This window comes from Bombilactobacillus sp. ESL1094 (assembly GCF_058107425.1).
In genome coordinates, this window is the sequence record NZ_JBYLUM010000001.1 from 1,444,051 (window position 1) to 1,465,630 (window position 21,580).

Annotated in this window: 12 protein-coding genes, 8 tRNA genes, 3 rRNA genes and 1 other annotated feature; of the genes, 22 read left to right on the plus strand and 1 reads right to left on the minus strand. The window is 39.3% G+C overall.

Features of this window, described 5'->3' with window-relative positions; translation table 11 throughout:
- Nucleotides 1-97 precede the first annotated feature (97 nt).
- From AC3B5S_RS06820 to AC3B5S_RS06915, 20 genes are all read left to right on the plus strand, one after another.
- The gene (locus AC3B5S_RS06820; protein WP_489769646.1) at nt 98-1,297 is read left to right on the plus strand and encodes a glycosyltransferase family 4 protein; all 1,200 of its coding nucleotides are present in this window, start codon (nt 98-100) and stop codon (nt 1,295-1,297) included.
- Nucleotides 1,290-2,324 (plus strand): glycosyltransferase family 4 protein, encoded by a 1,035-nt coding sequence (locus tag AC3B5S_RS06825; protein ID WP_489769647.1) that lies wholly within the window; start codon nt 1,290-1,292, stop codon nt 2,322-2,324. The genes AC3B5S_RS06820 and AC3B5S_RS06825 overlap by 8 nt, the downstream gene beginning before the upstream one ends.
- Entirely contained in the window at nt 2,324-3,373 is a 1,050-nt protein-coding gene (locus AC3B5S_RS06830; protein ID WP_489769648.1) for a lysylphosphatidylglycerol synthase transmembrane domain-containing protein, read from the plus strand. The genes AC3B5S_RS06825 and AC3B5S_RS06830 overlap by 1 nt, the downstream gene beginning before the upstream one ends.
- A complete protein-coding gene (locus tag AC3B5S_RS06835; RefSeq protein ID WP_489758314.1) occupies nt 3,370-5,436 on the plus strand; it encodes an LTA synthase family protein in 2,067 nt (688 codons plus the stop codon). The genes AC3B5S_RS06830 and AC3B5S_RS06835 overlap by 4 nt, the downstream gene beginning before the upstream one ends.
- Nucleotides 5,437-5,453: 17 nt before the next feature.
- Entirely contained in the window at nt 5,454-5,909 is a 456-nt protein-coding gene (locus tag AC3B5S_RS06840; protein WP_489758315.1) for a Fur family transcriptional regulator, read from the plus strand.
- 273 nt (nt 5,910-6,182) lie between these two features.
- A 16S ribosomal RNA gene (locus AC3B5S_RS06845) occupies nt 6,183-7,749 on the plus strand.
- Nucleotides 7,750-7,846: 97 nt separating this feature from the next.
- A tRNA-Ile gene (locus AC3B5S_RS06850) sits at nt 7,847-7,920 on the plus strand.
- Between the two features lie 12 nt (nt 7,921-7,932).
- Nucleotides 7,933-8,005, plus strand: a tRNA-Ala gene (locus AC3B5S_RS06855).
- Between the two features lie 108 nt (nt 8,006-8,113).
- Nucleotides 8,114-11,030: ribosomal RNA gene (locus AC3B5S_RS06860) — 23S ribosomal RNA — on the plus strand.
- Nucleotides 11,031-11,103: 73 nt separating this feature from the next.
- Nucleotides 11,104-11,220 (plus strand): 5S ribosomal RNA (gene rrf, locus AC3B5S_RS06865).
- The 16S, 23S and 5S rRNA genes sit together here with 8 tRNA genes alongside, the layout of an rRNA operon.
- Before the next feature lie 9 nt (nt 11,221-11,229).
- A tRNA-Asn gene (locus tag AC3B5S_RS06870) sits at nt 11,230-11,302 on the plus strand.
- A gap of 9 nt (nt 11,303-11,311) precedes the next feature.
- A tRNA-Ser gene (locus AC3B5S_RS06875) sits at nt 11,312-11,402 on the plus strand.
- A gap of 13 nt (nt 11,403-11,415) precedes the next feature.
- Nucleotides 11,416-11,487: transfer RNA gene (locus tag AC3B5S_RS06880), tRNA-Glu, on the plus strand.
- 5 nt (nt 11,488-11,492) lie between these two features.
- Nucleotides 11,493-11,565: transfer RNA gene (locus tag AC3B5S_RS06885), tRNA-Val, on the plus strand.
- Between the two features lie 28 nt (nt 11,566-11,593).
- Nucleotides 11,594-11,665: transfer RNA gene (locus tag AC3B5S_RS06890), tRNA-Glu, on the plus strand.
- Between the two features lie 5 nt (nt 11,666-11,670).
- Nucleotides 11,671-11,743 (plus strand) — tRNA-Val (locus AC3B5S_RS06895).
- Between the two features lie 93 nt (nt 11,744-11,836).
- The gene (locus AC3B5S_RS06900; RefSeq protein ID WP_489769649.1) at nt 11,837-12,028 is read left to right on the plus strand and encodes a helix-turn-helix transcriptional regulator; all 192 of its coding nucleotides are present in this window, start codon (nt 11,837-11,839) and stop codon (nt 12,026-12,028) included.
- 991 nt (nt 12,029-13,019) lie between these two features.
- The gene (locus AC3B5S_RS06905) at nt 13,020-14,195 is read left to right on the plus strand and encodes a class I SAM-dependent methyltransferase (protein ID WP_489757722.1); all 1,176 of its coding nucleotides are present in this window, start codon (nt 13,020-13,022) and stop codon (nt 14,193-14,195) included.
- Between the two features lie 107 nt (nt 14,196-14,302).
- Nucleotides 14,303-15,502: a methionine adenosyltransferase gene (gene metK, locus AC3B5S_RS06910; RefSeq protein ID WP_489757723.1), complete on the plus strand. Its 1,200-nt coding sequence runs from the start codon at nt 14,303-14,305 to the stop codon at nt 15,500-15,502.
- A 7-nt stretch (nt 15,503-15,509) separates the two neighbouring features.
- On the plus strand, nt 15,510-17,018 hold the full coding sequence (locus AC3B5S_RS06915; RefSeq protein WP_489790268.1) for an MDR family MFS transporter: 1,509 nt from the start codon (nt 15,510-15,512) through the stop codon (nt 17,016-17,018).
- Here AC3B5S_RS06915 and AC3B5S_RS06920 read toward each other — a convergent pair.
- Nucleotides 16,948-17,574, minus strand: coding sequence for a phosphatase PAP2 family protein (locus AC3B5S_RS06920; RefSeq protein ID WP_489775244.1), 627 nt, complete (start codon nt 17,572-17,574; stop codon nt 16,948-16,950). The genes AC3B5S_RS06915 and AC3B5S_RS06920 overlap by 71 nt on opposite strands.
- A 177-nt stretch (nt 17,575-17,751) precedes the next feature.
- Here AC3B5S_RS06920 and AC3B5S_RS06925 point away from each other — a divergent pair, with 177 nt between their 5' ends.
- A complete protein-coding gene (locus AC3B5S_RS06925) occupies nt 17,752-18,858 on the plus strand; it encodes a glucosaminidase domain-containing protein (protein ID WP_489790269.1) in 1,107 nt (368 codons plus the stop codon).
- A gap of 42 nt (nt 18,859-18,900) precedes the next feature.
- Nucleotides 18,901-19,108 (plus strand) — a binding site (T-box leader).
- 36 nt (nt 19,109-19,144) lie between these two features.
- Nucleotides 19,145-21,565 carry a leucine--tRNA ligase gene (gene leuS, locus AC3B5S_RS06930; RefSeq protein ID WP_489790270.1) on the plus strand — a complete coding sequence of 807 codons (2,421 nt, stop codon included), beginning with the start codon at nt 19,145-19,147 and terminating at the stop codon, nt 21,563-21,565.
- The last annotated feature ends 15 nt before the right edge of the window (nt 21,566-21,580 follow it).

The following is a 21,580-nucleotide window of genomic DNA, read 5'->3' on the forward strand; positions in this document are numbered from 1 at the left end:
CAGTTGAAAAACTGCTTTTTTTATTACGATAATATGTTTTGGCGACTTATTTTGTTATAATTAGGCATATCAACCTGATTTAAGGGAGTATGAAATAATGAATATTGGGATATTTACGGATACTTATTTCCCCCAAGTTAGTGGTGTAGCAACGTCTATTCAAACTTTAAAGAATGACTTAGAACGTAAGGGAGATACAGTTTATATTTTTACAACCTCTGATCCGCATGTTGCTAAAAATACTGTGGAACCTAATATTTTTCGTTTAGGCAGTATTCCGTTTATTTCGTTTACCGATCGGCGTATTGCGTATCGTGGAATGTTTCATGCATTAAAATTGGCAAAAGAATTAGATTTAGATATTGTGCATACGCAAACGGAATTTTCACTGGGACTGATTGGTAAGTTTGTTGCGCATAGCTTAAAAATTCCGTGTGTGCACACGTATCACACGATGTATGAAGATTACTTGCACTATGTTTTGAATGGTCATTTATTAAAGCCAGCACACGTTAAGCAAATGTCCAAGTTATTTATTTCCGGAATGTCTGGTGTGATTGCGCCTAGTCAACGCGTTTATGATACTTTACGCGGTTATGGTATTAAAACGCCGATGCAAATTATTCCGACCGGAGTTGATTTGTCGGCTTTTACCCAGCAACTTGACCCACAACCGTTGTTACAACGTTGGCAACTAACTGATCGGCATCCTATTTTATTGACGCTCAGTCGTATTGCCAATGAAAAAAAGATTGAATTATTAATTCAACAGTTACCACAATTAATTAAATATTATCCCGAACTAATTTTAGTCATTGTTGGTGGTGGCCCTGATAAATCTGATTTAGTCCAACAGGTTCAACAGTTAAGTTTACAGCAACACGTTTTATTTACTGGTGAAGTTGATCATGATCACGTGGCGCCATATTATCAAATGGCAGATTTGTTTGTTTCCGCTAGTGATACGGAATCACAGGGCTTAACATTTATTGAGGCATTAGCTTCTGGTTTAAAGTGTGTGGTGCGTTCGAGTCCTTACACTGATAATTTACTTGATGATCCAGCACTTGGAGTCACTTATGAAGATCCCAAACAGTTCGCTAATTTAGTGTTACAATATTTGGATCATCCAAGAGCTTTTGATGATCCGGAACCACGAAAGAAAAAATTACATGAAATTTCAGCCGATTTATTTGGTGATCAAGTCTTAAACTTTTATCAAGATGCTTATAAATATTTTTTACGTAAAAAATTAGCTAATGAGCCATTAAAGGACGGTCAATATTACGATGATTAAAATCACGATGTTTTCGTCATCACAAAAAGTAGCAGGTCAAGGAGTTGGCAGTGCTTATACTGAGTTGATGCAATTATTAAACACTTCTTTAAGTCAAGATTTTCAAATAAATGTCAATGACTTTGTCCACACCAGCGATATTAGTCACTATCACACCGTTGATCCGCAGTTTTATGCTTCTACTTTTATGAAAAATCGCGGCCGAAAAATTGGCTATGTTCATTTTTTGCCAGAAACACTACAAGGTAGTTTGCGAATTCCTAAAATGGCACAAGGGCTAGTTAGCAAATATATTATTTCATTCTATCAACGCATGGATCATTTGATTGTGGTTAATCCGAGTTTTATTCCTAAGTTAGCACAACATGGGATTGACCCACAAAAAGTGACGTATATTCCAAATTTTGTCTCGAACATGGAATTTTACCGGTTTTCTGACAAAAAACGGAATCAAGTTCGGGCTCAATTGGGTTTGGCTCCAACTGATTTCATGGTTTTTGGCGATGGTCAAGTGCAAAAACGTAAAGGTATTGATGATTTTTATCGCTTAGCGGTGGAAAATCCTGATGTCCAATTTATTTGGGCCGGTGGTTTTTCGTTTGGCGCAATTACTGACGGCTATGACCGTTATAAACAGATGATTCGCCAAGCACCGAAAAATTTAACTTTTACAGATATTATTCCGCGTACGCAATTAAATGAATATTTAAATGCGGCTGATTTATTTTTATTACCTTCGTATGATGAATTGTTCCCAATGTCGGTGCTAGAAGCCTTTAATACAGGCACACCAGTAATGTTGCGTGATTTGGAACTTTACCAAGCAATTATTGCTGATAAATATCGTCCAGCTCAGGACTATGCAGCCATGAATCAAGCTTTACGAGAATTGCAACATGATCCAGAACAATTAGCGGCTTTAGCACAAAAAGCGATTAGTGCTGCTCATTATTATTCACAAGAACATTTGAGCCGAATTTGGCATGATTTTTATTTAAACCAATTTCAACAGATGAGGAACGATTAATGAATCGTAAAAATTTTGGAGCAATGTTAGTAATGCTCGCGATTGGCGGGGGAATCTTTGCTTTTGAAATTCATAAAACTAACTTGCAATCATTGTTGCATCAAGCAACCACCATCAATTGGTGGTGGCTACTGATCGCTTTTGGATCAATGTTTTGTTCGTTCTTTTTTGAGGCTTTAGTTTTAAAAGTTTTGTTGCAGAATCGTGATGATGAGTTACATCATTGGTGGAATATTTTAAGAATTCCTTGGATCCAAGCTTTATTTAACGCGATTACACCTTTTTCTTCGGGGGGACAACCCGCACAAATCGTTTCTTTAGTTCAATCAGGGGTCGAGGTAGGCCGTGGTAGTTCAGTTCTATTAATGAAATTTGTTATATATCAAACGATTGTTTTAATTAACTTTATCATTGCAATGCTTTTTCAATTTGACCAAATTGCGCACCATTTTGCCGGATTAGCTATCTTGATTGTTTGTGGTTTTTTGTTACACGTTGTGACAATTGGTGTATTATTAATGATTATGTTTTATTATCGTTTTACGCGCCAAGTAACATTATTAATCATGAAATTTGTCGGTTTGTTTGTTAATACAACCAAAGTACAGCATTGGACAACTAAGGTGCTTAATAAAATTGACAATTTTTACCAAGAAAGTTTAATTTTAAAAAAAGAACGGCGAAAAGTTTGTAAAGCAGCTGTTTTGACTTTTATTCAATTAATTTTTTATTATTTAGTGGTTTATTTCACTTTGTTGGCTTTACACGTGCAACATGTTAATATCATTAACGTTTTAATTACACAAGTAATGATTGTCATGATCACATCCATTTTTCCTATTCCGGGTGGTACAGGTGGCGCTGAATATAGTTTTCGCACTTTATTCTCACAGTACATTAGCTTGCCAAGTCAACTGGTTTTAGGCATGTTTATTTGGCGCTTTATAACTTATTATTTAGGCATGTTTTTAGGAATTATTGCCATTGCATTTAAACCAATTAATGAACGTACTCAGTATTCGGTACGTGGAGGAAAGATTTCAGAATGAAGAACTTCGGAAAAAAATTAGCAAAAACTTTCAACACTAAGCTAGGCTTTTTTACATTAGCGGTAGTTTTGTGTTGGATTAAAACTTATTTGATTTGTTTGAATAAGTTTAATTTAGGAATCAAGACGAGCATGCAGGCGTTTTTGTTATTCTTAAATCCTATTCCAACAACCATTTTATTATTAGGAATTGCGCTTTATTTGAAGGGGCGTAAATCATACATTTACATGATGATTATTGATCTAATTACGTCAACTTGGCTCTTTGCTAATATTTTATATTATCGAGAATTTTCGGATTTTTTAACTTTGACGTTAATTAAGGGTTCTAGTTCTGTTTCGAATAATCTGGGTACCAGCATTGTAGGAATTATTAGACCAACTGACTTTTTAGCTTTTGCAGATGTTTTAGTATTAATTATTTTGTTAGCTTTTAAAGTTGTGAAAATAGATATTCAAAAGTTAACTACGAAAATCCCTTTGACAATTACAGGGATTGCCATTGTTAGCTTTGGGATTAACTTAACTTTGGCGCAACAGGATCGTTCAGGCTTATTAACCCGGACGTTTGATAATAATTATATTGTGAAATATTTAGGCTTAAATGCTTATTCGGTTTATGATACAGTCAAAGCTGCGAAAACTAGCGCAGTCAAAGCTAGTGCTGATAGTTCTGATATGAAGACAGTTAAGAACTATATGAGTAACAATTATGTTGCTCCGAATGTGCAATATACCGGAGTAGCTAAGGGTAAAAATGTTTTTGTGATTCATTTGGAAAGTTTCCAACAATTTTTATTAGATTTTAAATGGGATAATCAAGAAGTTACTCCTAATTTGAATAAGATTTATCATGAAAGTAATACCTTGAGTTTTGATAACTTCTTTAATCAAGTAGGACAAGGTAAGACTGCAGATGCCGAAATGATGATGGAAAATTCTTTATTTGGCTTGCCTGAAGGGGCAGCGATGGTAACTGACGGTACATCGAATACCTTTCAAGCTGCGCCAGCTATTTTAGATCAGCATGGTTATACAACCGCATCTTTTCATGGCGATGTACCTAGTTTTTGGAATCGCGATAACACTTATAAATCCTGGGGGTATAACTATTTCTTTAGCTCCAATTACTATAAGCAAAAGAAAAATTATAATGTTGGTTATGGCATGAAAGATAAGATCTTTATGAAGGATACTGCTAGTTATATCCAACAGTTGCCGCAACCTTTTTATGCTAAAGTGATTACCGTTACGAACCACTATCCGTATTTGTTAGATAAAAAGAATCAGACCATTTCTAAAACTAATACCGGTGATAAAACTGTTGATGGTTATGTACAAACAGCACATTATTTAGATCAATCAATTGGTGAATTTATGAATTGGTTGAAAGCTACAGGCTTAGATAAAAACAGTATGGTAGTCTTTTATGGAGATCACTACGGTATTTCAGGTAATCATAAGAAGGCTGTTGCTAAGTTATTAGGTAAGGACAAATTTAACGATTTTGATAATGCCCAATTTCAACGGGTACCATTTATGATTCATATGAATGGTTTGCAAGGTGGAGTTAATCACACGTACGGCGGTGAAATCGATGCATTACCAACAATTTTGAATTTATTGGGTGTTAATAATCGTAATAATATTCAATTTGGTTCTGATTTATTGTCGAATAAACATCCACAATTAGTTGCCTTTCGGAACGGAGACTTTGTATCCCCAGAATTTACGAAGGTCAACGGTGCTTACTACTATACTAAGAATGGTAAAGCGGCAAAAGACTTGACCCCAGAACAAAAAAGTCGTGTTGATGCTATGTCTAATAAAGTAGCAACTGAATTATCATTGTCGGATAAGATTATTACTGGTGATCTGCTGAGGTTCTACACACCAAAGGGGTTTGACAAAGTAAATAAAAAAGATTTTAATTATTCTAAAAAGAAATCCTTAAAGAAATTAAAGGCTCAGAATAAAAAAGATAAGTCTAGCTTGGAATATAAGAATAATAATAAATCATTAATGAATCTCTATCACACAGACGCTCCAGAGCTAGCTAATTAAGAAAGGAGTGGCTAAGTTTGGATACTGATCAATTTGAAGAAGAATTTCAGGAACAAGTTCAAGACCTAAGGCAACACAAAGTAAGGATGACTGAACAGAGATTGCTTATTTTGAAATATATGATGACCCATCAAAATCATCCTACAGCGGAAATGGTTTATAACGATCTCAAAGATGAGGTCACTTCCAATGTTAGTATTGCTACTGTCTATAATAATCTCAAGTTTTTGTCTAAAATAACTCCAATTAATGAATTGACCTATGATGATAGGTCAATTCATTTTGATTATTATCACCAAGAACATTTTCATGCAATTTGCCGAATTTGTGGGCAAGTTTACGATATTAATTATCATGATTATGAATCTTTAAAACGGCGGTTAATCAAGGATTCAGGGTTTGAAATAGAAAAAATCGAATTAAATATCCAAGGAATTTGCAAAAAATGTCAAAAAGGGGTTGCAAAAGGGTAAAAAAGTTGATAATATATTTTCTGTTGTCAATGAGTCATGCGCGTCACTGTTAAGCAAATAAAAAAAACAGTTGACAAGCTCATGATAAGATGATAAACTAAATGAGCCACTTAATCAAGTGGTAATCAACAAAAAGTTAAGTAGATCTTTGAAAACTGAACAAAGTTTCTTTAAAAGCCAAGTGCTGGGTTCTTGAAAAAGAACCTGTCAATTTAAAAGTAATAAAGAAGACAAAGAACGTTAGAGTTCTAAGTCTGAGTCAACAAACTAACAAAAAATGAGAGTTTGATCCTGGCTCAGGACGAACGCTGGCGGCGTGCCTAATACATGCAAGTCGAGCGAGCAGAAGTAACGGAATACCTTCGGGTAGGAAGATATGGACGCGAGCGGCGGATGGGTGAGTAACACGTAGGTAACCTGCCCTTTAGCGGGGGATAACAATTGGAAACAGTTGCTAATACCGCATAAAGTGCTTAATCACATGATTAAGGAATGAAAGACGGTTTCGGCTGTCACTAAAGGATGGACCTGCGGCGTATTAGCTAGTTGGTGAGGTAAAGGCCCACCAAGGCGATGATACGTAGCCGACCTGAGAGGGTAATCGGCCACATTGGGACTGAGACACGGCCCAAACTCCTACGGGAGGCAGCAGTAGGGAATCTTCCACAATGGACGAAAGTCTGATGGAGCAACGCCGCGTGGATGAAGAAGGTTTTCGGATCGTAAAATCCTGTTGTTGAAGAAGAACGTGCTTGAGAGTAACTGCTCAAGTAGTGACGGTATTCAACCAGAAAGTCACGGCTAACTACGTGCCAGCAGCCGCGGTAATACGTAGGTGGCAAGCGTTGTCCGGATTTATTGGGCGTAAAGGGAGCGCAGGCGGTTTGAAAAGTCTGAATGTGAAAGCCCTCAGCTTAACTGAGGAAGTGCATCGGAAACTGTCAAACTTGAGTGCAGAAGAGGAGAGTGGAACTCCATGTGTAGCGGTGAAATGCGTAGATATATGGAAGAACACCAGTGGCGAAGGCGGCTCTCTGGTCTGTAACTGACGCTGAGGCTCGAAAGCATGGGTAGCGAACAGGATTAGATACCCTGGTAGTCCATGCCGTAAACGATGAGTGCTAAGTGTTGGGAGGTTTCCGCCTCTCAGTGCTGCAGCTAACGCATTAAGCACTCCGCCTGGGGAGTACGACCGCAAGGTTGAAACTCAAAGGAATTGACGGGGGCCCGCACAAGCGGTGGAGCATGTGGTTTAATTCGAAGCAACGCGAAGAACCTTACCAGGTCTTGACATCTCCTGAAAGCTGTAGAGATACAGGGTTCCCTTCGGGGACAGGAAGACAGGTGGTGCATGGTTGTCGTCAGCTCGTGTCGTGAGATGTTGGGTTAAGTCCCGCAACGAGCGCAACCCTTGTTACTAGTTGCCAGCATTAAGTTGGGCACTCTAGTGAGACTGCCGGTGACAAACCGGAGGAAGGTGGGGACGACGTCAAATCATCATGCCCCTTATGACCTGGGCTACACACGTGCTACAATGGATGGTACAACGAGAAGCGAACTCGTGAGGGCAAGCAGAACTCTAAAAACCATTCTCAGTTCGGATTGCAGGCTGCAACTCGCCTGTATGAAGTTGGAATCGCTAGTAATCGTGGATCAGCATGCCACGGTGAATACGTTCTCGGGCCTTGTACACACCGCCCGTCACACCATGAGAGTTTGTAATACCCAAAGCCGGTGGGGTAACCCTTCGGGGAGCTAGCCGTCTAAGGTAGGACAAATGATTAGGGTGAAGTCGTAACAAGGTAGCCGTAGGAGAACCTGCGGCTGGATCACCTCCTTTCTAAGGAAAAATAAACGGAAAGCAGTTGGCAAGAAACTTTGTTTAGTTTTGAGAGGTCTACTCTCAGGGCACCAAGAGACAAGCGCGAAAGAAAATCGGGCCTATAGCTCAGCTGGTTAGAGCGCACGCCTGATAAGCGTGAGGTCGATGGTTCAAGTCCATTTAGGCCCATAGAAATAGTACGGGGGTTTAGCTCAGCTGGGAGAGCACCTGCTTTGCAAGCAGGAGGTCATCGGTTCGATCCCGTTAACCTCCATTGACAGGAAACTGTCAAGGACATTAGTACTTTGAAAACTGAATATTATGAGAAGAAAGACACCGAGAATCGAGAGATTCGAAGAAAGTAAGAAACAGTAGTAATTAAGGTTAAGATAATAAGGGCGCACGGTGGATGCCTAGGTACTAGGAGCCGAAGAAGGACGCAACGAACAGCGAAATGCTCCGGGGAGTTGTAAGTAAACGAAGATCCGGAGATATCCGAATGGGGGAACCCGGCTAAGGTAAAGCTTAGTCACACTGCGACGAAAGTTGTAAGTGAGGAAGACGTGGTGAACTGAAACATCTAAGTAGCCATAGGAAGAGAAAGAAAAATCGATTTCCTGAGTAGCGGCGAGCGAAACGGAAAGAGCCCAAACCAGAGAGCATGCTCTTTGGGGTTGTAGGACTGGGACGTGAGATAGTCGAAGATAGCTGAATCAGTTGGGAAGCTGAACCAGAGATAGTGATAGTCTAGTAGGCGAAATCAGAGACACTCTACCAGTATCCTGAGTACGGCGGGGCACGTGAAACCCCGTCGGAAGCAGGGAGGACCATCTCCCAAGGCTAAATACTCCCTAGTGACCGATAGAGAACAAGTACCGTGAGGGAAAGGTGAAAAGCACCCCGGAAGGGGAGTGAAATAGATCCTGAAACCGTGTGCCTACAAGTAGTCAGAGCTCGTTAAAGAGTGATGGCGTGCCTTTTGTAGAATGAACCGGCGAGTTACGATTGCGTGCGAGGTTAAGTTGAGAAGACGGAGCCGTAGCGAAAGCGAGTCTGAATAGGGCGAAAGCGAGTACGTAGTCGTAGACCCGAAACCAAGTGACCTACCCATGTCCAGGTTGAAGGTGCGGTAAAACGCACTGGAGGACCGAACCCACGTAAGTTGAAAATTGCGGGGATGAGGTGTGGGTAGCGGTGAAATTCCAAACGAACTTGGAGATAGCTGGTTCTCTCCGAAATAGCTTTAGGGCTAGCCTCGGAGAAGAGGATCTTGGAGGTAGAGCACTGTTTGGACTAGGGGCCCAACATGGGTTACTGAATTCAGATAAACTCCGAATGCCAAAGATCTTTCTCCGGGAGTCAGACGGTGAGTGATAAGATCCATCGTCGAAAGGGGAACAGCCCAGATCACCAGTTAAGGTCCCAAAATCCATACTAAGTGGAAAAGGAAGTGGAACTGCACAGACAACTAGGATGTTGGCTTAGAAGCAGCAACTCATTTAAAGAGTGCGTAATAGCTCACTAGTCGAGTGGTTCTGCGCCGAAAATGTACCGGGGCTAAGTATGGTACCGAAACTGTGGATGTGCATCGAAAGATGTACGTGGTAGGAGAGCGTTGTAAGCACGAAGAAGCCAGATCGAGAGGACTGGTGGAGAGCTTAGAAGTGAGAATGCCGGTATGAGTAGCGAAAGACCAGTGAGAATCTGGTCCACCGGATGACTAAGGTTTCCTGGGGAAGGCTCGTCCGCCCAGGGTTAGTCGGGACCTAAGATGAGGCCGAGAGGCGTAATCGATGGAAAACAGGTTGAGATTCCTGTACTGTTCAGTGTTGTTTGAACGATGGAGGGACGCAGGAGATGAATTGTGAGCATGCAGCTGGAAAAGCATGTCTAAGCAGCGAGTCTGGATATGAGTCAAATGCTTATAACCGCGAAGGATGAGTTGTGATAGGGAGCGAAATTAAAGTAGCGAAGCACAATAGTCACACTGCCGAGAAAAGCTTCTAGTGAGACACTGAATACCCGTACCGCAAACCGACACAGGTAGTCAAGGAGAGAATCCTAAGGTGAGCGAGAGAACTATCGTTAAGGAACTCGGCAAAATAGCCCCGTAACTTTGGAAGAAGGGGTGCTGGTGTAAGAGCCAGCCGCAGTGAAAAGGCCCAAACAACTGTTTATCAAAAACACAGGTCTCTGCAAAATCGTAAGATGACGTATAGGGGCTGACGCCTGCCCGGTGCTGGAAGGTTAAGAGGATGAGTTAGACTTCGGTCGAAGCCCAGAATTGAAGCCCCAGTAAACGGCGGCCGTAACTATAACGGTCCTAAGGTAGCGAAATTCCTTGTCGGGTAAGTTCCGACCCGCACGAAAGGCGTAATGATTTGGGCACTGTCTCAACGATAGACTCGGTGAAATTATAATACCCGTGAAGATGCAGGTTACCCGCGACAGGACGGAAAGACCCCATGGAGCTTTACTGTAGCTTGATATTGAGTTTTTGTGTAACATGTACAGGATAGGTAGGAGCCGTAGAGATCGGTACGCTAGTATCGAAGGAGGCGCTGGTGGGATACTACCCTTGTTATATGAAAGCTCTAACCCGCGCCGTTGAAGCACGGCGGGAGACAGTGTCAGGTGGGCAGTTTGACTGGGGCGGTCGCCTCCTAAACAGTAACGGAGGCGCCCAAAGGTTCCCTCAGAATGGTTGGAAATCATTCGTAGAGTGTAAAGGTAGAAGGGAGCTTGACTGCGAGACAGACAAGTCGAGCAGGGACGAAAGTCGGGCTTAATGATCCGGTGGCACCGTATGGAAGGGCCATCGCTCAACGGACAAAAGCTACCCTGGGGATAACAGGCTTATCTCCCCCAAGAGTTCACATCGACGGGGAGGTTTGGCACCTCGATGTCGGCTCATCGCATCCTGGGGCTGTAGTCGGTCCCAAGGGTTGGGCTGTTCGCCCATTAAAGCGGTACGCGAGCTGGGTTCAGAACGTCGTGAGACAGTTCGGTCCCTATCCGTCGCGGGCGTAGGAAATTTGAGAGGATCTGTCCTTAGTACGAGAGGACCGGGATGGACATACCACTGGTGTACCAGTTGTCTTGCCAAAGGCATAGCTGGGTAGCTAAGTATGGAAGGGATAAACGCTGAAAGCATCTAAGTGTGAAACCCACCTCAAGATGAGATTTCCCATTCAGTAATGAAGTAAGACCCCTCAAAGAAGATGAGGTAGATAGGTTGCGAGTGGAAGTGTAGTGATACATGGAGCTGAGCAATACTAATCGGTCGAGGGCTTAACCAAGGGTGTCGAGTAAGAACATAATATTCAGTTTTGAGAGGACTAAGGTTCTTTCAGAAGGTAAGAAGAGAGCAAGTGTGGTGGCGATAGCGAGGAGGAAACACCTGGAATCATGCCGAACACAGAAGTTAAGCTTCTCAGCGCCGAAAGTAGTTGGTGGGAAACTACCTGCGAGGATAGGTCGTTGCCATGCTGCTCTTATTCCGGTTTAGCTCAGTTGGTAGAGCATCTGACTGTTAATCAGGGTGTCGTCAGTTCGAGTCTGACAACCGGAGTTTTTATTTGGAGAGTTGTCCGAGTGGCTGAAGGAGCATGATTGGAAATCATGTATACGGGCTTTTACCTGTATCAAGGGTTCAAATCCCTTACTCTCCGTTAGCTTTTAGCTGACCCGTTGGTCAAGTGGTTAAGACACCGCCCTTTCACGGCGGTAACATGGGTTCAAATCCCGTACGGGTCATTTTTGGAAGATTAGCTCAGTTGGGAGAGCGTCTGCCTTACAAGCAGAGGGTCACAGGTTCGAGCCCTGTATCTTCCATTTTATTTTATAAATAAATATTTGTTCTGACCCGTTGGTCAAGTGGTTAAGACACCGCCCTTTCACGGCGGTAACATGGGTTCAAATCCCGTACGGGTCATTTTTGGAAGATTAGCTCAGTTGGGAGAGCGTCTGCCTTACAAGCAGAGGGTCACAGGTTCGAGCCCTGTATCTTCCATTTTTAATATCTTGGTAAAGCATTGATAATTAATTAATGCTTTTTTTGTGTTTATACTAGGTTTGACTAAAAGTGTTAAAGTTATTTGACATTATGAAGTGGAATACAATATGGAAAATAAGATTGCCAATTTTAAAAAAACAGCGTTATTCACAGGCGCAGTTAGCTGAATTAGCTAATGTTATACGGCAAACTGTTAATGCTATTGAAAATAATAAGTATGATCCGTTGTTGTTGGTTTGGGAGTGGTCATATGTTTTTGCATATTGTCACTTGGACCATTAAAAAATGTATACAATCAAAAATGGCACTTCCTAATTAGAAGTGTCATTTTTAATTCAGGTTTATGTTGATAAGCTAGACTATTTTGTTATCTTTGCTTTTATAAGGGAATTTTTCCTTTAGCGTTAGCTTCTTGTTTGCGAGTGGTTTAGTTACTGCTAATTATTAAAATTAGATCTGGATTACCAGCCAGACTGTACTTTTACTTTCGCAAATATTTTAGCATTAAAATTTAAATGAAGTAATTTAAAAAACTAAAAATTCCTCGCACAATATCTAATTGGTAATCGTTTAGTTTTAAATGGAGTAAATATTTAACTATTAAAATTATTAAAAAGCAACCTAAATAGCTCACAACTGCTAAGTTGGTTAAATAATGTAGTAGGTATAATCCCAATAAAACTACTCCAATGCAAAACCCACCGATAAAAATCTGGTGCGAGTTGTTAGTTAGTGTAGTCAGTAAAGTAAAAAAATTAATTAAAATAATATTTAAAATAATTTGGGCGGATAAAAAATGAAGTATTGGAAAAACAATGACAATACTACTAAAAATCGGCAGAAAAAAATTCCAGATAAAAGTTGAAACAGAATTATTAGCAATAAATAAGCAAATTAGTAATTCGCATAACCAAAGAATAAAGAGGTAGTGAGGGTACGATTGCAATTTTAACAAATAAGCAATTGCCAGACTGAATACGAAATAAATAAGATTGAAATATTTATTGGCTTTTAAGGGGTGGAAAATATTACTATAAACAACAATCAGAATTGTTAAGATTAACGACACCATACTATTGTGATCATAGTTGGTGGGGTATTTTAAAGTTAAAATCATCGGATAAATTAACAAACTTATGAGATTAGTTGCGGAATTGATTAGTTTCATTGCTGAACTCCTTTATGAAGACTAGTTTAATTTTACTAAATTTGAAGATTATTAGCTAATGGTGTAATGTAGGACTATTGGATTGAGAAATGAGGTCAATAATCTATGTTAGAAAAAACTTTTTATAAAGAGTTATTAAAAAATTCGTTTAATATTCCTCTTAAGGTAACCTATTGGGATGGTAAGACTGAAACTTATGGTACTGGCGATCCCCAAATTCATATTACTATTCATGAAGCTATTCCAATTAAAGAGATTGCAGCTAACGCTTCAATTGCTTTAGGTGAAGCGTATATGGATAAGAAAATTGAGATCGATGGCAGTATCGAAGATTTAATTTTAGCCGCTTATCAAAGTAAAGATAGCTTTTTATACAATAAAAAATTTAAACAATTTGTTTCCAACCGTCAACATTCAGAGAGTAAAAATCAAGAATATGTTCAAGATCATTACGATATTGGTAATGACTTTTATAAACTTTGGTTAGATGAGACGCTAACTTATTCTTGTGCGTATTTTGAACATGAAGATGATGATTTAAAAACTGCACAGTTGAATAAAGTTAATCATATTTTGAAAAAGTTAGATCCTCAACCAGGCAAAACGTTATTAGATATTGGTTGTGGCTGGGGTACTTTAATGCTGACTGCTGCACAAAAATATGATTTAAAGGTTACGGGCATTACTTTAAGTGAAGAACAGTATAAATATGTGACTGCACAGATTGAAAAATTAGGTCTGCAAGATCGCGCAGAAATCTTATTGACGGACTACCGTGAACTGAAGGGCCGTCAGTGGGATTACATTGTTTCTGTGGGCATGTTTGAACATGTAGGTGAGGAAAACTTGCCAGGTTATTTCCAAGATGTTAGTGATTTCTTAGTTGACAATGGTAAAGCGTTGATTCACGGAATTACGATGCAAACACAACATGGTGGTTCCAATGGCTGGATTGATAAGTGGATTTTCCCAGGTGGGTACATTCCCGGCTTAACAGAAAATATCCAAAATATTATTGGTTCCGGATTGCAAATTGCTGATACTGAAATGTTACGTAGACATTATCAAAAAACCCTTGAAATTTGGGATCATAATTTCCAAGCTAAATTACCAGAAGTCATTGAGATGATGGACGAACGTTTTAGTCGCATGTGGGATTTGTATTTACAAGCTTGTGCTGCTTCCTTTGCCTCCGGACATATTGATGTTGTGCAATATCTGTTAACTAAGGGTCCTTCTGGAACTGGCTTGCCAATGACTCGTGATTATGTTTATAAATAATTAAGTATTAATGTTTTTAAATATGTGATAACATATTTTAGTTAACTAAATTCCCGATGGGGCTATTTAGCTTACCTGTAACCTAAATTCAAGGGGGAAGTATTTTTATGGAAAAAGAACGTCATTTCTTTACATCGGAATCTGTTTCAGAAGGACATCCAGATAAAATAGCTGATCAAATTAGTGATGCTATTTTGGATGCTATTTTAGCTAAGGATCCGCAAGCACGGGTTGCTTGTGAGACTACAGTGACCACTGGATTAGTTTTGGTTGCTGGCGAAATATCAACGACCGCTTACGTTGATATGCAAGCTATTGTACGTCAAACGATTCGTGAAATTGGCTATACGGATTCGGCTTACGGTTTTGATGCTGATACTTGTGCCGTGATTATTGCGGTTGATCAACAATCGCCTGATATTGCGCAAGGGGTGGATGACGCCTTAGAAAAAAGAGATTCAGACAATGATACTGATCCGCTAGATCAAATTGGTGCTGGCGATCAAGGCTTGATGTTTGGTTATGCTACCAATGAAACACCAGAGTTTATGCCTTTGCCGATTATCTTGGCTCACAAGTTGGTTTATAAGGTGACTCAGGTCCGCAAACAACATGAATTGACTTATTTACGCCCAGATTCAAAGGCGCAAGTTACTGTCGAATATGATGATAACTGGAAGGCTTTACGGGTTGATACAGTTGTTTTAAGTACGCAGCATGATCCAGATGTCAAGTTAGCTGATTTACGGCAAGATGTGATTGAGAAAGTGATTAAACAAGTTATTCCGGCTGAACTATTGGATGCTGAAACTAAATTCTTTATTAATCCAACTGGACGCTTCGTTTTAGGTGGTCCAAGTAGTGATACTGGATTAACTGGTCGTAAAATTATTGTCGATACCTATGGTGGTTTTGCTCATCATGGTGGTGGAGCCTTCTCTGGCAAAGATGCGACTAAGGTTGATCGTTCGGCTAGTTATGCGGCACGTTATGTGGCTAAGAATTTAGTTGCTGCTGGGGTCGCTGATCAAATTGAAATTCAATTAGCTTATGCGATCGGGGTAGCACGTCCAGTTTCTATTAATGTTAATACCTTTAATACAAGTGATTATAGTGATTCGCAAATTGTGCAAGCTATTCGGGAAGTCTTTGATTTAAGACCAGCCGGAATTATCGAGATGTTAGATCTAAAGCGGCCAATTTATAAGCAAACGGCTGCTTATGGCCATTTTGGGCGCACTGATGTGCAATTGCCATGGGAACAATTAGACAAAGTTACAGCGATTCAGCAAGCTATTAAAAAGTAGGGATATTGTGAATTCAACAGTAAAAAAAACAAACGTTAAGTGGGTCACGGTTGCAGTCTTTGTAGCAACTTTCATGACAGCCGTCGAAGGAACGATTGTTTCGACGGCGATGCCGACAATTATTAGTGATTTACATGGCTTGAAATTAATGAATTGGGTCTTTTCAATCTATTTATTAATGAGCGCGGTCACGACGCCGATTTATGGTAAATTATCTGATCGCTATGGTCGTAAAATTTTATTAAATATTGGCTTATTAATTTTTGTCTTGGGTTCTTTTTTATGTTGTATTTCGCATTCTATGTTGCAACTAATTTTGTCACGGGTTTTACAAGGACTAGGTGCTGGGGCAATTCAGCCGTTGACGTATACCGTTTTAGCTGATATTTATCCGTTAGAAAAAAGGGCCAATATGATTGGCTTAAATGGGTCTGCCTGGGGAATTGCCTCAATTGTGGCGCCTTTGTTAGGTGGTTTTATTGTTGAACAACTGTCTTGGCATTGGGTCTTTGCCATTAATATTCCCATTGGTTTGATTACAATTATCTTGATTCAATTATTTTTGCATGAACCTAAGCGCAGTCAAGCTGTGCGTGAGCCGGTTGATTTTCAAGGTATTATCTTATTAACGTTCGTCTTAGTTTGTTTAATGCTCGGGCTACAGAACTTAAATAATGCCCATGCTTGGCTAATTAGTTTAATTTTGTTAGTAGCAGCCGTATTAGGTGCTTTTGTATTTGTGAAGGTCGAACGGCAAAAAGCAGATCCAATTTTGCCGTTAAAATTATTTAAAAATCGTACTTTTGTTGTACAAAATGTGTCGATTCTATTAATTTCTGGTTTTTTGATTGGTTTTGATGCTTATTTGCCAATTTGGATGCAGAGCGTTTTAGGACTGAAGCCGTCGATGGGGGGCTTTGTGGTTACACCTAGTTCGGTAGTTTGGTTATTTGGTTCTTATATTTCTGGTAAAATGATTGCTAAATATCCACCGCATAAAATTACGTTATTTGCACTTAGCTTTCTAGTGGTTGGCTGTGGGTGCTATCTGTTGTTACCGTTAAAAACGGCCTTTGGCATTTTTCTAATTATCTCTGCGGTGGTTGGTTTTGGTTTTGGTTTGTCGATTACAACTTCCACGGTTACTTCGCAAAGTGTAGTCACAGCAGATGAAGTGGGAACGGCCACCAGTTTCAATACGTTAGCTCGTAATTTGGGGCAAACCTTGATGGTTTCCGTCTTTGGAATTGTGATGAACCTAAAAATGGCACAAGGAGTACAACAACATTCAGGTTTAACTTTTAAAATGTTGGATCAAATGATTAATTCTTCGACCGCGCATTTGTTAGCAAAACAATATTTAGCACCAGCTAGACAAATTGTTTATGAAGGCTTGCACTGGATTTTTGTAGTGGGAATTATCATTTTAATTGTGGCAGTTATTCTCAATTTCTTTGACCATAGTGATTATTTGTTAAAGGATTTTCAAAAAAGCCAAGGTAAATCAGCAGAGTAATTCCACTAGCTAAACAGGTACCTGCTAAAACGTCAGAAAAATAATGAACGTGTAAAATGGGACGACTGATAATAATGATGAGGGCAATTACCATTAAAAAAAATGGTAATTGCTTTTTTTTCGTAGTTTGGTAATAGATGAGAATTAAACTCCCAATTAAAGCAGTGGTAGCCATAGCATGACCGCTAGGAAAACTAAAGCCAGTTGCTTGGACGAGATGATTTAAGTTGGGACGAGGTCTGTGAATGAGCGCTTTTAAAACTTGGTTTAATAATAAATTACTTATTACGTTACTAAGCAGAAAAAATCGTTGGCGTTGATTCTTTAAAATGAAGCTAATAAGGATAGTTAGACTAAAGACGACTTTAGGCGCGCCAATAGTGGTAATGTATTTGAAGAAGGTTCGATTATGTTCACTCAAAAAAGCTAAGTGTTGAAAAAACCAGAAATCACAGTGCCGTAATGCTGGCTGATGATGAAATAACATCATTGTCAAAATTAAAAAACAAGAGATAAAGAAAATGCTAAGAAAAAGTAATAGTTTTGATAATTTCATTAATAATCTCCTAAAAAATAATTAATTTTTTGGTAAATCTTACCGGAAAGGGCATTGATTAAGTTCATTGGTGACTATAATTAGCTTGAAGTAGTGGGAAGTTTAACTAATAAATGAGATTGGGACAAAGACCTTAGTATATTTTTATCCCAGTCGCAAATAAAGGGGGTCTGTTTGATGAAAAAACATTTAAGAAGATCAGTTAAACTAGTTGCAATTAGTTGCTTAAGTTGTTTAACTGCATTAAATGCTTTAAAGCATAGTAGTGTGACGAGTTATGCTGATAGTTTTGATCAAGTGACAATTAACGTCAATGATGCTGATAACTTGGAAAATGTGGTCACATCGTCCGGATATGGGGATCAAACATTTTTAAATTATTTGGGTTTATCGGCGCAAAAGTTAGCCAATAATAATGATCTTTATGCTTCAGTTATGTTAGCCCAAGCACTCTTAGAAAGCGGTTGGGGGACAAGTACTTTAGCCCAGGCGCCTAATTATAACTTGTTTGGTGTTAAAGGCAGTTTTCAAGGATCAGCGGTTAATATGGCCACGCAAGAAGATGATGGCAGTGGTAATTTGTACGGTATTCAAGCTAATTTTCGCAAGTATCCCTCCTATCGTGAGTCCTTAGAAGACTACGTTCGTTTACTGCGCGATAATGGCATGTATTCTGGAGCTTGGCGTAGTAAAACTAGTTCCTATAAAGATGCTACTAGCTTTTTAACGGGGCGTTATGCCACGGATACATCATATGCCGATAAATTGAACAGTTTGATTGAAAAGTATAATCTAACGCGTTTTGATCAACCAGTTGATGCTACTAAACCAAGTGTCAATGACATTGTAGTCAATAATGTTAGTTTAGTCACAAATAATGTGAACCATAATTCTACAAGGAATACTTATCAAAATCAACAAGCCCCGGTAATTGTGAGAAATAAATTTCAAAATCCAGCAGCTGATGCTTCAGCTACTAATGAAACACAAACGCCGGCTTTACCGGTTATTGTTAATAATTCCCTGAATGAATTAATTAATACCAACAAGGAAATATTGCAAGCCCCTAGTACTAAACCAAGCAATCGGCCTAAGGATGCAAAAAATGAAACTGATTTTTCACGGACAATTCCTAGTGGAGATCATGCTGATCCAGCTGCTGTTATTAAAAAAGCACCAGTTGTGCAGGCTAAAGCAGTTTCTAATACTAAGTCAACCCCAGCTACTGATAATTCAATTCAAGTTTCGCCACAGGAAGCTGCAACTGAAAATTCGTCAGACTAGTTGCAATTAGCGTGATTTTTATTTATAATATGCGTCAGATTAGTTTTTACCAAAGGAATAGTAATTGAAAAATTGATTATCAGAGAGTGGAAGGTTAGTGTGATTTCACAGATATTTTTTAATGAACTCATCTTTGGAGTTTGATTACTGAACTAATAGTAAGTAGTCACGGGGTATCGTTAAATACTTGAGAGTTATATAGTTAATATATAAAACTTAGGTGGTACCGCGGGTAAATTTCGTCCTATTGCAATAGCAATGGGACTTTTTTTGTAGGAGGGTAATTATGGGTTATAATCACAACGTTATTGAAAAAAAATGGCAAGCCTATTGGGCCGAACATAAGACGTTTAAAACAACAGAAGATCCAAATAAGAAAAACTTTTACGCGTTAGATATGTTTCCTTATCCGTCTGGTAAAGGTTTGCATGTTGGTCATCCAGAAGGGTATACCGCGACCGATATTATTGCCCGGATGAAGCGGATGCAAGGCTACAATGTCTTACATCCCATGGGGTGGGATGCGTTTGGCTTACCCGCTGAACAATATGCGCTGAAAACTGGACATAATCCCATTGATTTTACGCAACAAAATATTGATACATTTAAGCGACAAATTAATTCGCTAGGTTTTTCTTACGATTGGGAGCGCGAAATTAATACTACTGATCCTAATTATTATAAATGGACACAGTGGATCTTTGAACAATTGTATAAACAGGGGTTAGCTTATGAAGCCAAAGTTCCTGTTAATTGGAGTCCAGATTTAGGTACAGTAGTCGCTAATGAGGAGATTGTCAACGGTAAAACTGAACGTGGTGGTTTTCCAGTTTACCGTAAGCCAATGCGACAATGGATGCTCAAAATTACGGCTTATGCGGATCGTTTATTGGATGATTTAGATTTAATCGATTGGCCCGAAAATATTAAGGAAATGCAGCGCAACTGGATTGGCCGGTCAGTCGGTGCTGAAGTTAAGTTTGAGATTGCCGATCATGATTTAACGTTTAATGTCTTTACGACACGGCCAGATACGTTATTTGGTGCTACTTATGTAGTCATGGCTCCAGAGCATGAACTAGTGGATCAAATTACTACCCCACAACAAAAAGCACAAGTTCAACAATATCAGGAAGCAACTGCTAAAAAGAGTGATTTGGATCGGACCGATTTAAATACTGAAAAAACAGGTGCTTTCACAGGCGCTTACGCTATTAATCCGATTAATGGCGATCGATTACCAATTTGGATTTCTGATTATGTCTTGGCTAGCTACGGGACGGGTGCTATCATGGCTGTTCCAGCACATGATGACCGGGATTTCGAATTTGCTAAAATGTTTGACTTACCAATTAAAGCAGTCATTGCGGGTGGTGATGTCAGTGATCATGCTTATACAGGTGATGGTGAACATATTAATTCGGAGTTTTTAAATGGTTTAAATAAACAGCAGGCAATTGATAAGGTTTTGGCGTGGTTAGAAGATCATCAGGTTGGCCAAAAGAAAGTTAATTACCGCTTGCGAGATTGGGTCTTTTCACGGCAACGTTACTGGGGTGAACCCATTCCAATTATTCATTGGGAAGATGGAACCACGAGTTTAGTTCCTGAAGATGAATTACCATTACGTTTGCCAGCAGAACATGATATTAAACCTTCAGGTACGATTGAAAGTCCGTTGGCTAACTTGACTGACTGGGTCAATGTGGTTGATAAAAATGGCCGCAAAGGTCGGCGGGAAACCAATACAATGCCACAATGGGCTGGTAGTTCTTGGTATTTCTTGCGTTATGTAGATCCACATAATGATGAAGCAATCGCTGATTATGAAAAATTAAAACAGTGGATGCCCGTTGATTTATACGTCGGTGGAGCCGAACATGCTGTGCTGCATTTACTGTATGCAAGATTTTGGCATAAGTTCTTATACGATTTAGGTGTTGTACCGACACCAGAACCGTTCCAAAAATTATTTAATCAAGGAATGATTTTGGGTAATAATCACGAAAAAATGTCGAAGTCCAAAGGCAACGTTATTAATCCTGATGATGTTGTCGATGAATATGGTGCTGATACGTTACGTCTTTACGAAATGTTTATGGGACCGTTAGATGCTTCCATTTCTTGGAGTGAAGATGGCTTAGCTGGTTCTTATCGTTTCTTAGAGCGGGTTTGGCGCTTATATATTAATGCAGATGATGACAACACTTTGCGGACTGATTTTATTACCGAGCAGCCGAATGCTGATTTGAAAAAGATTTATAGTGAAACTGTGAAACAAGTTAGTGATCATTATGAAAAGTTACAATTTAATACGGCAATTTCGCAAATGATGACTTTTGTCAACGCTGTGCAAAAGCAAGATCAGTTTCCAAAGGATTACGCTGAAGGTTTAATTAAAATGTTAGCCCCAATCGTACCGCATATTGCTGAAGAAATTTGGCAAAAATTAGGTCATGATGAATCCATCACTTATGCTCAATGGCCAACTTACAATGAAGAAGATCTAGTTAGTGCTGAAGTCGAAGTTATTTTGCAAGTTAATGGTAAGTTAAGAAATAAGATTACGGTGCCAGTTGATATTTCCAAAGCTGATTTAGAACAAAGAGCATTAGCTGATGAAAAGACACAATCATTTATTGCTGATAAAAAGATTGTAAAAACCATTGTGGTTCCGCAAAAAATTGTGAATTTTGTGGTAAAATAATAATTCATCAATTTT

Excerpts from the sequence above, each read along its gene's own strand:
- AC3B5S_RS06825 (WP_489769647.1), top strand. The coding sequence starts at position 1,290 with ATGATTAAAATCACGATGTTTTCGTCATCACAAAAAGTAGCAGGTCAA.
- AC3B5S_RS06900 (WP_489769649.1), top strand. The coding sequence starts at position 11,837 with ATGAAGTGGAATACAATATGGAAAATAAGATTGCCAATTTTAAAAAAA.
- AC3B5S_RS06820 (WP_489769646.1), top strand. The coding sequence starts at position 98 with ATGAATATTGGGATATTTACGGATACTTATTTCCCCCAAGTTAGTGGT.
- AC3B5S_RS06925 (WP_489790269.1), top strand. The coding sequence starts at position 17,752 with ATGAAAAAACATTTAAGAAGATCAGTTAAACTAGTTGCAATTAGTTGC.
- AC3B5S_RS06920 (WP_489775244.1), bottom strand. The coding sequence starts at position 17,574 with ATGAAATTATCAAAACTATTACTTTTTCTTAGCATTTTCTTTATCTCT.
- AC3B5S_RS06905 (WP_489757722.1), top strand. The coding sequence starts at position 13,020 with ATGTTAGAAAAAACTTTTTATAAAGAGTTATTAAAAAATTCGTTTAAT.
- leuS (WP_489790270.1), top strand. The coding sequence starts at position 19,145 with ATGGGTTATAATCACAACGTTATTGAAAAAAAATGGCAAGCCTATTGG.
- AC3B5S_RS06830 (WP_489769648.1), top strand. The coding sequence starts at position 2,324 with ATGAATCGTAAAAATTTTGGAGCAATGTTAGTAATGCTCGCGATTGGC.
- AC3B5S_RS06835 (WP_489758314.1), top strand. The coding sequence starts at position 3,370 with ATGAAGAACTTCGGAAAAAAATTAGCAAAAACTTTCAACACTAAGCTA.
- metK (WP_489757723.1), top strand. The coding sequence starts at position 14,303 with ATGGAAAAAGAACGTCATTTCTTTACATCGGAATCTGTTTCAGAAGGA.